Genomic DNA, 13,230 nt, shown 5'->3' on the forward strand with positions numbered 1-13,230 from the left:
AGGCTTTGAAAATCAGTGCCCTAGGTCTGGGTACTGTGCTAAGTCTAGCTCGTAAATATCTTTTTGATAAATAAGTACAGGCTCTTCAAACTTTTTTTGTGTCGGAGCTGTAATCATGGACTCAAGTCGATCTTGAATAGTCTTTGATTCCATTTTTTGATCTTTTCTAATCACTTCTGTTGTAAAATTATTCCATAGCTTAGATTGCATATGCAGCCAGCAACTGATAATATTCTTATTAAGGCATGACTTATCACTTAGCTGAATCCAGTTTTGATCATTATTTAATAATTTTAAGTAAGTACTAAGAATTGCTGCCTCATAAGGAAGACGCTTATTATAGCGAATATCAAGATTGTTCATCAGATAAACGGCCTCTTTAAATTTTCCTTCTTTGATAAGTATATTGATTCTCAATAGTTCTTTTTCACGGGAAAGCGACTCTGATAATGGTATTTTTGAAAGTGCGATTCGCGCATTCTTAAAATTTCCACTAAGCCATGCTGTTGTAAGTATGAGCTTATTATTTACTATTGATTCAGGCTTTTGAATTAAATTCGAAATATAGTGAGAGTAGGCCGTCTTGATATCATCTTTGTGGATCTCCATATGGCCTTTTATTTTATTTGTATTCGTATTATCAATCGATTGAGCAAGCTTTAGTGCTTGATCATATTTCCCTGCATTATAGAGATTGACTGCAACCAATGTTCTAAGCATTGGGTCTGCATAGAAATCAACTGGTATTGTTCCATAGTGCCTTAAAACTCTTTCGTGTTCTTTAAAAAAAATACCGTATCGAAGGACTGTCTTTATGATGTCTATATTATTGCTGGCCATCAGGTCTCTGATTTTTGTTGATCTAACAAAGCCTTTTAAACGCTTTTCTAAGACAAGGTTGAGCCAGGTGTTATCTTGATAAGGGTTTTTGTTGTGGATTCTGATAATACAATTGTTGAAAATTTCCTCAATTTTATCATTCATTTCTTTTGGCATAGAAAGGGCGCTTACCATTCTCATTGTACAATTTTGATAAAACCAAGAAGCGTTGTCCTGTAGAGATGCCAGCGTGTCACGAGTCTCCTTGGCCCGTGCATCAGAGAAGTATGCAAGTACAAGGAAGCGGTTAATGAGAAGTTGTTTCTTATAACTATTTGTTTTGGCCGATAGTTTTTCAAGAACAAGAATTGCATCATTCGAGTGGCCATCGATTAAAAGTGATTTAGCAACTCTTAATTGGTCAAGAAAATCCTTGCGATCATCTAGTTGTAGCCCTTCATTGAAATAGGCGGCCTCAATTTCGTGATAGATATTATAAGGTGGGTCTAGTTCTCGTTTGGCCTGTCTTGAAATAATATGTGCATTAGATTGTGCACGAATGACTTCACTTAATAACGATAAGCTTATGAGTAAGAGAATGGCCTTAAGTGAAATTATTTTCATATTTATTTCTTTTAAATTTCCTATTAAACCTTTCGGGAATAATTCCGATAACTTAAGGGAAAGTTTAAATGGATTTTACATGGATGTTTTTGCAAAATTCTTAAAGTATGTGCGTTTGTTGGCCTGCCCATTGCTGGTAATCATATCGCTACAAGCTCTACCAGCGGACTCCCTTGTTCTTAACAAGCAAGGTGATAAGATATTTAATAATCTTGGTAAATCTATAGAGCAATCACGAGTTAAAAACTCTAAAGAGAATTTTGACCTTTTAAATAATTATCGAAAGTTCTATCTCGAGGACGAAAAGCTTGATTATTTTTGTCGTGAAAATAGTGCGAAACTATATTTCAACAATGGACTAGAAAGAGATGAGTTCTATCGTACAATTATGGCCACTCTTCAATATAAAATGATGAATTACTCGATGCAGGCCATTGCAACCTATGCTAAGAAGCTTCAGTTTGATAGTGAGCAATATGACAACCTCGTTAATTCTCTGGTTTCGAAATGTTCACAAAATATTACATTGATGGGCCATCGCCTTATTAAATATCTTTTTCAAAACTACTTTAAAGATGAAGGTGAAATCTTTTTACCAATTGATCAAAGAAAGAAACTCTACACAGATAAGTTAAATAAACTACAAAGTGAAAATGAAATTCTAGTTAATGAGTTATATTACACAACAGGTGTTTTCTCATATGCCTGTTCTTGGGGTGGTCAAGTCAATTACCCAAGAAAGCTTGCTGATTTCTTATCGTCTTCTGCTGTCATGAGCTACATCATTCGTGAGCTAAGTGGGCTTGATACTTATGCATTTAAGGATAAGCTTTCAGATAAAAAAGGGGGCCTTTGCCGTAATCAAATCTGTCGCCCAAAGAGTGTCTCTAAAATTCAACAAGATATTATTCGTCCCGTTGGTTCTGCTAATCTAAATTTTGATTTCAAGTTGGCCTATTGTGAAAAGTTCCGCTTTTCGTCACCTAAGTACTCGACAGAAGTTGATAGTGATTTCGTTAAAGCGCTTGATGAATTTAAGGATGAAAAGCCTCGCCTTATTGGCCAATTCCTGGCCCTTGTAACACGAGTGCCAGACTTTAACGTTTGGACACATGATTCTAAAACGATCAAAGATTATATTTCTTTATCAAATGACGGCCTATGGGATTTCTGGGCCCTTGATTATCTTAAATCAAACGCTAAGAAACTTTCTTATGAAGAAGCGCTCGTCATGCAAGTTGATAAAGAAGTGAATGATTACTTTGTCTACCGTAAAAGCTTTCCCGAAATAAACTTCAATGTTCTTCATGGTGAGTTTGATAAGGCCAGTGATGTGACAAATATGATTAATTTGCACTTCGATATTAATATTCCACGCACTGATATTAAGTGGATTTATGAGCAATATAAAATCGCTCATGTTGGAAATGACGACAAGAAAGTTGAACAGCTAAAAAAGCGTCTAAGTCTCTATATTGAAAATGACTATAAAGGTATTAAAGACACCTTAATGCAGTTTTCTGTGAATGCTGATCTAACACAAGTGATGACGAACGAACTAATTAGACAATTCGATATTATTGACTATATCGAGCTGCCTAAAGGTGACGGTGCAAAACAATTAAAGATTGGTGTTAATATTCGCATTGCTCCATTTGCCCTTGTTGCAATACGAAATAAAAGGATTGTCACCGATCTATCAACAAGGGACTTAAATGAAATTAAGTCTTTAGAAACCCTAAATAATATCGATTCTATGGCCGTCGAAGCTAAAAAATGATAAATAGCCTTAATGGCAAAAGTTAATGACAACAATAATAGCAAAGATAAACCGAAGTACGATGTCGAGGTTCTCCCATCGGTTGAAGAATCAGGTCTTATCGAATCTCCTCATACAATATCTGATGAGGAAGGTGACTATGTTGATATTGGCCCTAAAAAGCTGACAATTGATGAAGAAGTTCAGCTAATACAAGAGACCTTACCGGCCCTTGCTTCAAATCTGCCTGTTCCTTCAAAGCTAGATAATAAGCTTAATCAATACCTAAAAGAGATCTCTCGCTACGAACTCCTATCACCTGAACAAGAAAAGTTACTCGTTAAGCAATTTCGTGAATCAGGGGATATTGATCTGGCAAAGAAGCTTGTTGTCTCAAATCTTCGCCTTGTTGTTAAGATTGCCATGGAGTATCGCAGTGCTCATGCTAATGTGATGGACCTTATTCAAGAGGGAAATATCGGTCTAATGAAGGCCGTCTCGCTCTTTGAGCCAGATAAAGGCGCCAAACTCTCTTATTACGCTTCCTGGTGGATTAAGTCATATATCTTGAAGTTTATCCTCGATAATTTTAAGTTAGTTAAGCTAGGTTCGACTAATGAACAGAAGAAGCTTTTTTATAACCTCATGCGTGAAAAAGAGCGCCTCGAGGCCCAAGGGATTAAGCCAGACCATAAGACCATTGCCCAAAACCTCGATGTGAGTGAGAAGGCCGTGGCGCTGATGGATATGCGCCTAGGTGAAGGGGGATCTGAAGTCAGTATCGACACTCCTGTTGGAGAGTCATCGTCGACAATGGGTGATCTGCTCCCAGATTCTGGTGACTTTGCTGAGGACATCGAATTTCAGCAGTCCTTGAAATTATTACAAGATAACCTGGACCAATTCATTCAAGGCCTAAAGCCGAGAGATCAAGAAATCTTTCGCGAGAGGCTCCTAAATGATGCTCCGCGCTCGCTCCAGTCCATAGCTGACGATTATGGGGTATCTAGAGAACGAATTCGCCAAATTGAGGCCCGACTTCTCGAGAATTTAAAGGTTTACATGAGTGAAATTATAAGATAATATGCTCAAAATTATAGCGCCCCTCACTTGGCCTGGAAAATAACTTCCTTGCTCGGTTTTGGGTAAGTACGGAGAAAATTATGATTACAAAAGCAGAAACTGCAGCAATCGTTGCTGAATTCGGAAAAGAATTTGGTGCAGGTGAAAAAGACAGCGGAAGTGCAGCGGTTCAAGTTGCTATTCTTACAACAAGAATCAACAACCTAAAAGCTCACTTTGGTTCACACATCCACGATTATTCATCTAACCGTGGTCTTCTTAAGATGATTGGACGTCGTCGTCGTCTTCTTAAGTATGTAGCTACTAACAACGAAGAAAGCTACAAAACACTTATTAAGAAACTTGGTCTAAGAAAGTAAGCCAAATAAAAAGAAAGGAAGCTTTATGCTTCCTTTTTTTTATTTATAAAGTTAAAATTAAGTAACGAATTTTTTTGATAAGTAGACAAGGACAGTCTAGGGATTTAAGGGATATTAAAATTTAAGAACTCACAAGTCGAATAAGGTTTTTAAGTTTTCATATTCTTTGGATTTCTCAAGATCATCCTCAATTCTTAAAGAAAAAATTCTAAATACATTCAAAAATATAAAATGGAGTTTTTATGTTAAACAACAAACGTGAGTTTACTTACAACTTCGGTGGTAAAGATATTACTATCGAAACTGGCCGTATGGCCAAACAAGCAGATGCATCTGTTATCGTAACTAGTGGTGGTACACAAGTTCTTGTTACTGCAACTTCTGCAACTCAAGTAAAAGATGGGCAAGACTTTTTCCCACTTCTAGTAGAGTACACTGAGAAATTTTACTCAGCAGGGAAATTCCTTGGTGGATTCCTTAAAAGAGAAGGTCGTCCTTCAGTAGGTGAGACTCTAAATGCTCGTCTAATTGATAGACCTCTAAGACCACTATTTCCAGAAGGATATATGTTTGACACTGTAATTTCTTGTACAGTTATCTCTTACTCACCAGAAGGTGACCCAGAGGTTCTTGCAGCAATCGGTGCTTCAGCAGCTCTTACAATTTCAGATATTCCATTTGCAGGACCTATTGGTACTTGTAAAGTTGGTCGTATTGACGGTGAATTTGTTATCAACCCAGATCACGATAAGTGGGAAGAGTCTGATATGGAAATCGTTGTCGCTGCAAGTGACAATGCTATCCTTATGGTTGAAGGGGAAGCTAAAGTTGCTCCTGAACAAGATGTACTTGATGCTATCTTCTACGGTCAAAAAGAGATCGAAGGATTTGTTTCATTCCTTAAAGACGTTCAAAAAGAAGTTGGTAGAGAAAAGCGTGAGTTCGTATCTGCAGCAGCTAATAAAACTATGCTTGAAAAAATCAGAGCTGACTTCACTGCAACAGCACGTGAAGCACTTAAGATTACTGACAAGCTTCTTAGACAAAAAGCTGTTAAAGCTATCGAGACTCAGGTTAAAGATGCTATGGCAGCTGATCCAGCAGCTTTTGGTCTTACTGAAGACGATGCTTTTGGAAAAGAAGCATACAAAGGTGTTGATGAACTAATGTATGAAATGCTACGTGGTGATATTCTTAATGAAGACAAGCGTATCGCTGGTCGTGGTCTTGCTGAAGTTCGTACAATTGAAACTGAAACAGATATTCTAAAGGTTCCACACGGATCATCTCTATTTACTCGTGGTGAAACACAAGTTATGGCCGCTGTAACGTTAGGTGGTAGTAAAGGTGCTCAAATGAGTGACCGTATTATCGGTACAAAAGAAGACCAATTCTACCTACACTATAACTTCCCTCCATTCTCTGTAGGTGAGGCCCGTGGTGTACGTGGTGTAGGACGTCGTGAGCAAGGTCACGGTAACCTAGCTGAGCGTGCTCTTAAAGCAGTTATGCCAACTGACTTCCCTTATACAACTCGTCTTGTATGTGAGGTTCTAGAGTCTAATGGTTCTTCTTCAATGGGTTCTGTGTGTTCAGGTTCAATGGCCCTTATGGATGCTGGTGTTCCTTTAACTGCTCCTGTTGCAGGGATCGCTATGGGTCTAGTAACAGATGGTGAAAGATTTAAAATCCTAACAGATATTCTTGGTGATGAAGATCACCTAGGTGATATGGACTTTAAAGTTGCTGGTACGACTGAAGGTATCACTGCAATTCAAATGGATATTAAGATCACAGGTCTTACAAAAGAGATCGTTGAAAGTGCGATGGCACAAGCAAGAGAAGGTCGTCTTCACATCCTAGAAGAGATGGCAAAGACAATCTCTGTAGAGAGAAAGACTCTTAAAGACGGTGTTCCTGTAATGAAGACGATGCAGATCAAACAAGATCAAATCGGTGGCCTTATTGGTCCTGGTGGAAAAAATATCAAGAAGCTTCAAGAAGATTTCGACCTTACTATTGAAATTGAAGAAGATGGAACAACTAAGTTTATCTCAACTAACCAAGAGATGATCGATGAGTGTATGGCACTAGTTGCTCTACAAATGAATGGCCCTGAAGTTGGAAAAGTATATGAAGCGAAAGTTGCTTCTCTTAAAGACTATGGTGCATTCGTTGATATCGCTGCAGGTGTTGGTGGACTTGTTCACATCTCTGAAATCGCTGAAGAAAGAATCACTGATGCAGCTGATTACTTAGATGAAGGTCAAGACATTAAGATCAAGGTTCTTGAAATCGATAAAATGGGACGCGCGAAGCTTTCTATCAAAGCAGTTGAAGCTCTTAAGAGAAAAGACGGTAAGACTGAAGCTGAAGCACAAAAAGATGCTCCTAAGCGCGAACCACGTGAGTCAAGAGACGGTGACAGAGGTGATCGTAGGCCAAGAAGTGATAGAAAACCTCGCGGTGACAGAAAGCCACGTGGTGACAAAAAAGACTAATAGGCAGATTGAGACTTATGATCGATAGAGTAGTTGATTTAAAAGTTAAGAAGCTAGAGCATTACGACTCTAGCTTCGATCTTCCACAATATGAAACAACTGGAGCTGCTGGAGCAGATCTTCGTGCTCACCTTGAGAACAAAGATAGCCTAGTTATCGCTCCAGGTGCTCGTGTTCTTGTTCCAACTGGTTTAAGCTTTGAGATCCCACATGGGTATGAAGTTCAAATCAGACCTCGTTCGGGACTTTCATTTAAGACAGACCTTCTTGTTGTTAACTCACCAGGGACAATCGATTGCGATTACCGTGGGGAAGTTAAGATCATTCTTGGAAATTTTGGTAAAGAAGACTTCATTATTAAGCATGGTGAGCGTATCGCTCAGATGGTTATGGCACCAGTTTGGCAGGCCAGAATCTCGGCCGTGGATGAGTTAACTGATACTGAAAGAGGGGCCGGAGGTTTTGGCTCAACAGGCACAAAGTAGAAAAGTACAATAAGGATTATTACGATGAGTTTAAAGGTAAACTATAGTCAGGCCTCAAATCAAGAGGAAGCTTATAATCTAGGGAAGCAGGCCGTAACACCTGAATACGTGGCAAAATTCAATGTAAAAGCTGATGTCACAACAAATGATGGTAATTTTTCCATGCAAGCTAAAGGAAAAGGCTTTGAATTGAAGTTAAAGTTTGAAGATTCTTACTGTCTAGTTGATCTTGACCTATCTTTTATGCTAAAGCCTCTTAAAGGAAAAATTTTAGAAACCATTGAGAATAAGATCAAGAAGACGGTTTAATCGAGTTATTCGTTCTCAATAAATTTAATGAAGGCTTAAAATGTTCAAAGTTAATCTTACTCCATCAAATGAGACAATTTACGTTGATGATGAGGTGTCTCTATTAGAGCATCTGAAAAAGAATGGAGTTTATGTTAACTCTAGCTGTGGAGGACATGGTACATGTACTGATTGTATTGTGAGAATCACTGCTGGAGCAGATAACCTAAATGAGCCGACGGAAGTTGAGCAAAAACTTTTAGGGAATGTATTCCACATCACTAAAGAGCGTATGTCATGTCAGACAATCGTTAACGGTGAAGTTACAGTGGATATGTCAGGGCACACGAAAGCAGGTGTTGAGGCCAAGCGTGAAGCTAAGAATAAGAAAGTTGTAAATGAGAAACTTTCAAAGCTTAAGCAATCTGGAAACTTCAAAGTAAGAAAGAAAGACGAAGTTGAAAAGGTTATGACTGAGCGCCAGGCCAAGTGGGAAGAAAAGAACTCTAAAAAAGAGGATTGGAAGAACCACTGGGAGCGTGAAGGACGTGACAGCTCAAAAGAAAAGCGCCTAGGAGGCGGACGTCGCCCAAAAACAATTCGTCAAAATTATAAAGAAGACGACAAAGAATCTAATTAAAATTCCGATAGCAGGGCCTGAATCTTTTTCAGGTCTGCTTTTCTATTTGAACGATCCACAAAAATATACTTCCCATTTTCAAGCTTCGCAAAAAGTTGAAAGTAGCCTTTATTTTCAAATCCACGCATTGTTGGATCTTGCTTCATCTTTGCCACATTTGGAGAGTCCATAAAGTGGTCAATTGAAAAAGCATCCTTTGCTTCTAGCTTATAGACCTTCTTGTATATTGGGATGAAGAAAAGTCTGTGCTTTAGAATAAGCTTATCACCTTGCTTTACAATGAATTTTTCATACATATAGAAACAAAGTGTAATAAATGGAATTAGAAATAGTGTGGCCGCTACAGCAATAACGAGTGCCTGGTTGATACTATCACCAGTGTTATATAGCTTAATCATCGGTCCCTTAACGCCAATAAACATGGCAATAACGACTGTTGCAGCTGCTAGAAGGTAGCCCCAAAAAACCATCGGTAGTCCGTAGGTCTTAAGAGTTAATCCCTCTTCGTTGATAGTGATACGATCTTTTTCTTCTTTTGATACTGGAAATATAAACATTAGGCCCATGTGGCGTATTTTAGTCACAGGTCTACGATTAGTCCACCAGATAATTAGAAGATATTACTCAATATCTTCACAACTTTTGCAAGAGCTGGAGAGTCGCTAAAAAGACGATTGCGCCGATGGTGGAGATAACGATACTTCCTATAAGGCCATAACTTGCAAAGCCTACCAGGTGAAATGTGAAGCTTCCTACGAAGGAGCCCATGATGCCCACTATGATATTACCCACAAGGCCAAAGGTTTCTCCACGGTAGAGACTTCCTGCTAGCCAGCCAGAGATGGCACCAATAAATAAAATAATGATAAATTGTTCAATGGCCACGAAACACCTCCTAAATGAATTCATTTTAGGAGATGTATCGTATTGATTGTTAGTTAAGATAACTTAAATAAGTAAAACTTTTAAGCTCTAAGTACTGGGCCTATAGCCAAGTACTTAGTGAGAAGTTAATTGCGTACCCGTTCGTTTCGTCCGCATTTCCATCTGTTGATGTATTTGTCTCTTCTCTTAGTTGGCGCTCAACAAGGAAACCACCATTAAGTTGTACTTTTCTTGATAGTTTGTATTGTGCACCGATATCTAGCTTATAGATTGTTGTTCGACTTACGTTACCGTCGTTGTATCTTGACTGACCGAAAGCTCCGTCACCTGTATCAGGATAGTCGTCAGCATCGTGAGCTTGGTCGTAAACGAATGAGTACTCAGCGTTAACACCAGCTGCCCACTTGTCATCGATCTTATAAAGGAAACCAACTTGAGCATTATATGTCTCTTGTTTAAGAGTTGCGTAGCGATCATTTGGATGCTTTGAGAAGTAACCAAATAGTCCTTCAGTCCAAAATGCCCAGCTATTATTCTCATATTGGTAGGCAAGTGAGTATCCGTGATCTGCTTCTGGATCAATATCACGCCAGTAAGTGAAAGCACCTACGATGATCTCGTGATTTTGAGTAGGGTTGTAACGTCCCTTATAAGCAAAACCTCTTTGGAAGTTTGTATTGAAAGTTCTTTCAGTATCATATTGTAGTTCAGATGTCGGGTCTCCACCAAGGTATGGAATAGACTGGTTATCTCTGTCACGTCTTACTTGTTGGTTTGAACCAAAGAAAGTCACATCGTGAGTTTGACCTTGTCTCCAACCACCGTAACGAAGAGTTAGAAGATACTTTCTTTTGAAGTATCCAGCTCTCATTCCTGAATAAGTTTGAGTTAGGTATCCACCATCCATTAGGTTTCTTTCAGTGATACCAAAGTGCATTGTATAGAAAGGAACTTTACCCTTACCACCTGTTAGCTTCCACTTATTGTTAAAGCGGTAAGTTAATAGGGCCTCTTCCATCAGGTCAACTGTTGTCCCTGCTTCTTCTGTTGCATCAATATCAAGCTTAAACTTTGCACTCCACTGCTCGTGGTTGAAATAAACTTTAATATCAGCAGTTCCGTAACCCATTTCAGCACGTGTACTGTTGCCACCGATCTTCTCAAGTGTCATTAGGTCTAAAACCATAAAGGCACGAACGTTGAAGTCGTAGGCTTGGGCCGTAATACTACTAAGTAGTAATAGTGAAATTAGTAGGGATCTTTTAAACATTGTCTACTCTCTCTTATCAAATAGGCTTATAAATTGGCGAATTAATAAGAGAGATGTATCAATTAAGTGACAAAGTGTAAAAACAGAATTGTGTTAAGTATGAATTACTTACAATATAAATTTGTCTTTGTAGTAAATTAGAGCTGATTACAGTCTTCGTAATTCTCGTAATATTGTTCGTAGTCAGGAACAGATGTTTCCTTACAATCTTTTCGCTCAGAAGCGACATCACGAGTTGTGCTTGAAGAGCACGAGACGCTAAATAAAACTAATGTAGACAGGGTAAGTAGAGAGATAATTTTTTTCATGAAAAGCTCCTTTTCCTGCCAATATTATAACTCGAATAGGGATAAAAAAAAGGCCTGCAAAATGTGCAGGCCCTCTATTACATGATCGATAGAATCGATTATTAAGACTTCTTCTTAGCTTTTTTGTCCTTGCGATCACATGACTTTCCATCGCATTTCTTAGAGTCTTTGCAGTCTTTCTTCTTTTTAGCGCAACAGCTCTTTTGCGCACGATCACAAGACTTACCAGAATGGTGTGAATTAAACGATGAGCATGATCCCATAACTAACAGGGCCGTTAGACCAAGTACTTTAAACATAACTTCTCCTTAAAATTTGTTAAAACTCTTCAACACAAAAATTAAAGAGGCCTTGCTATTAGCAAACTCTTTTCAGGTTGAAATTCTTTAAATAATTTTAACCCATTTTGATAGAAATTGAAGGTCGAAAGGCCTGCGGAATTATTTTCTAAAGCTGCTAAATGAATAACAAAGTTAAATAATTGAGGGCACTCAAGTCCGCTAGTGACTATTATCTGCCAATTTCTCTTGTCGCGTCTTAGCTGGAAGAACTCAAATACATTGATATTGACACCAAATTTAAGAATTATATGCTGAACTTCCTCTGGAATATTATTTCTGAATTGAAACTCAAAACTTTCGTCGAGCGCTAGGGCAATACGATCGCTCCACAGGCTTTGGCCCCAAAGTCCAAGGTCACTAAATGGCTCTTCAATATACTCAATAGCATCAATTGTTTGAGGCTCTAGATTATAAAGGATGCTTTCCAAAACTGAACTATCAAGACTACGGTTTCCGTCAAGACGTAGTTTAACGCCTTTTGCTGCCAATGAGTTTAGGTCTGCAATTACATCATGAGTATTGGAGCTCGTTGAAATTTTATATTTTAAAATATCATGAGAATTAAATTTTAAGTCTAGGCCCTTTTGGAAAAGTAAATTTATTCTCACGCTGTTGGCCTGATTAAAATAATCATGATTACCATTTACCTTTCGGTAGTACTTAATGAGAGCATATTCAAAGGCCAAGATAACATTATTTGGAATTTCCTTCTCATTAATTATAGGAGCTTCAAATAAGTCACCTTTGATAAATTCTTCAAGAGGGTAGTCGATCTCATACTCGTGTTCGAGTTCTTGATTTTCATAGAAGAAGGCAAATTGGGTGATATAGGAAGTGAAGACTTCCTCCCCAATAGAGACTTCCACTTCAAAATAATCAATTTTCTTATATTCTTTAGCACGCGCCTTAAGAGCTAGGCGCATATTATGAACTTCTTTGTATATAGGTCTAAGAACTAACTTAGCCACATGACCCCACTATAAATAAGAGTTGAAATGAAAAGGTATTTACCTGTTCTGGCAAGGCTTTCATTATAGGCCGGTGATGGACTATTTTTAATCGGGTAGGTCCATGTTTTTAAAAATACTAAAGTTAAAATGAGAAGGATAAGATTCAGGGCCATGGCCTGGCCACTTCTTAAAATAAGATGAGAATGTCCGCATAAGATAGCAAAAGCAATGGCAACAAATATTAAAGGTAGCCAGCTTGAGGCATTCTTCATAACCACTTTATTAAGTAAAATACCAAGAGTTAGCTTGCCTGCGGCCTTATCACTTTTAATATCACGAGCATTATTAATTGCCATAATGGCCGCACTTAGCAGTCCTGGATAGAGACTAAGTAGTATAATTGAATCATTAATTGTACCTACCTGAAGATAGTACGCACCACAAACTGCAATATTGCCAAAGAAGACAAGAGCAAGGAGCTCTCCAAGTCCATAGTGAGATAGCGGAAAAGGGCCACCTGTGTAGGCATAAGCTCCAAGAATTGAAGTAAGGCCAACAATGACAATTGGAAGTCCCCCAACATTCATAAGAAAGATTCCAAGCAAGAAGGCCATGGCAAGTGTAGCGATGAAGAACTTCTTTACTGTCTGTGGACTTACAAGGCCTGTGCTTGTCACACGCTGTGGTCCTAAGCGCTCTTGTGTGTCAACACCTGTTTGGGTGTCATAATAGTCATTAATGAGATTAGAAGATATTTGTAAAAGGAGAGTGCATATCAAAGTTATAATAAAAATAATCCAACTTATATCACCTTGATCAAAATAGGCCGCTGCCGTGGCCATGATAACCGGAGAGGCTCCGGCCGGTAATGTCTTGGGCCTTGCTGCAGTTATAAATCCTTTTACAAGTTGACTCATT

Annotated in this window: 15 protein-coding genes; 7 read left to right on the forward strand and 8 right to left on the reverse strand. The window is 38.4% G+C overall.

The window, feature by feature from the left end:
* Positions 1-12: 12 nt before the first annotated feature.
* Positions 13-1,443, reverse strand: a complete 1,431-nt coding sequence (locus ACRXC1_RS07355) for a hypothetical protein (RefSeq protein WP_433657685.1) — start codon at positions 1,441-1,443, stop codon at positions 13-15.
* Between the two features lie 79 nt (positions 1,444-1,522).
* Between ACRXC1_RS07355 and ACRXC1_RS07360 the strand changes: the two genes are divergently transcribed.
* The 7 genes from ACRXC1_RS07360 (at position 1,523) to ACRXC1_RS07390 (ending at position 8,558) form a co-directional block, all read left to right on the forward strand.
* Positions 1,523-3,223 carry a hypothetical protein gene (locus tag ACRXC1_RS07360; RefSeq protein ID WP_433657687.1) on the forward strand — a complete coding sequence of 567 codons (1,701 nt, stop codon included), beginning with the start codon at positions 1,523-1,525 and terminating at the stop codon, positions 3,221-3,223.
* 12 nt (positions 3,224-3,235) lie between these two features.
* On the forward strand, positions 3,236-4,285 hold the full coding sequence (locus tag ACRXC1_RS07365; protein ID WP_433657689.1) for an RNA polymerase factor sigma-32: 1,050 nt from the start codon (positions 3,236-3,238) through the stop codon (positions 4,283-4,285).
* 80 nt (positions 4,286-4,365) lie between these two features.
* Complete coding sequence (gene rpsO, locus ACRXC1_RS07370) at positions 4,366-4,644, forward strand: 30S ribosomal protein S15 (RefSeq protein ID WP_433657691.1); 279 nt, start codon at positions 4,366-4,368, stop codon at positions 4,642-4,644.
* A 242-nt stretch (positions 4,645-4,886) separates the two neighbouring features.
* The gene (pnp, locus tag ACRXC1_RS07375; RefSeq protein ID WP_433657693.1) at positions 4,887-7,145 is read left to right on the forward strand and encodes a polyribonucleotide nucleotidyltransferase; all 2,259 of its coding nucleotides are present in this window, start codon (positions 4,887-4,889) and stop codon (positions 7,143-7,145) included.
* Between the two features lie 17 nt (positions 7,146-7,162).
* Positions 7,163-7,630, forward strand: a complete 468-nt coding sequence (gene dut / locus ACRXC1_RS07380; protein ID WP_433657695.1) for a dUTP diphosphatase — start codon at positions 7,163-7,165, stop codon at positions 7,628-7,630.
* Positions 7,631-7,654: 24 nt separating this feature from the next.
* Complete coding sequence (locus ACRXC1_RS07385) at positions 7,655-7,939, forward strand: hypothetical protein (protein WP_392908242.1); 285 nt, start codon at positions 7,655-7,657, stop codon at positions 7,937-7,939.
* A 40-nt stretch (positions 7,940-7,979) separates the two neighbouring features.
* Positions 7,980-8,558 carry a 2Fe-2S iron-sulfur cluster-binding protein gene (locus ACRXC1_RS07390; protein ID WP_392908245.1) on the forward strand — a complete coding sequence of 193 codons (579 nt, stop codon included), beginning with the start codon at positions 7,980-7,982 and terminating at the stop codon, positions 8,556-8,558.
* Here the strand turns inward: ACRXC1_RS07390 and ACRXC1_RS07395 are convergent.
* The 7 genes from ACRXC1_RS07395 to menA form a co-directional block, all read right to left on the reverse strand.
* Complete coding sequence (locus tag ACRXC1_RS07395; protein WP_433657697.1) at positions 8,555-9,115, reverse strand: hypothetical protein; 561 nt, start codon at positions 9,113-9,115, stop codon at positions 8,555-8,557. The genes ACRXC1_RS07390 and ACRXC1_RS07395 overlap by 4 nt on opposite strands.
* A gap of 76 nt (positions 9,116-9,191) precedes the next feature.
* The gene (locus ACRXC1_RS07400) at positions 9,192-9,443 is read right to left on the reverse strand and encodes a GlsB/YeaQ/YmgE family stress response membrane protein (RefSeq protein ID WP_021266560.1); all 252 of its coding nucleotides are present in this window, start codon (positions 9,441-9,443) and stop codon (positions 9,192-9,194) included.
* Between the two features lie 100 nt (positions 9,444-9,543).
* Positions 9,544-10,713: a hypothetical protein gene (locus ACRXC1_RS07405; protein ID WP_433657699.1), complete on the reverse strand. Its 1,170-nt coding sequence runs from the start codon at positions 10,711-10,713 to the stop codon at positions 9,544-9,546.
* A 137-nt stretch (positions 10,714-10,850) separates the two neighbouring features.
* On the reverse strand, positions 10,851-11,021 hold the full coding sequence (locus ACRXC1_RS07410; protein WP_433657701.1) for a hypothetical protein: 171 nt from the start codon (positions 11,019-11,021) through the stop codon (positions 10,851-10,853).
* Between the two features lie 101 nt (positions 11,022-11,122).
* Complete coding sequence (locus tag ACRXC1_RS07415; RefSeq protein ID WP_433657703.1) at positions 11,123-11,320, reverse strand: hypothetical protein; 198 nt, start codon at positions 11,318-11,320, stop codon at positions 11,123-11,125.
* 41 nt (positions 11,321-11,361) lie between these two features.
* Positions 11,362-12,330, reverse strand: coding sequence for a hypothetical protein (locus ACRXC1_RS07420; protein WP_433657705.1), 969 nt, complete (start codon positions 12,328-12,330; stop codon positions 11,362-11,364).
* A complete protein-coding gene (gene menA / locus ACRXC1_RS07425) occupies positions 12,318-13,229 on the reverse strand; it encodes a 1,4-dihydroxy-2-naphthoate octaprenyltransferase (protein WP_433657707.1) in 912 nt (303 codons plus the stop codon). Before menA ends, ACRXC1_RS07420 begins: the two co-directional genes overlap by 13 nt.
* Between the last annotated feature and the right edge of the window lies 1 nt (position 13,230).

The sequence above is a fragment of the Halobacteriovorax sp. GFR8 genome, assembly GCF_050955245.1.
GTDB lineage: Bacteria > Bdellovibrionota > Bacteriovoracia > Bacteriovoracales > Bacteriovoracaceae > Halobacteriovorax_A.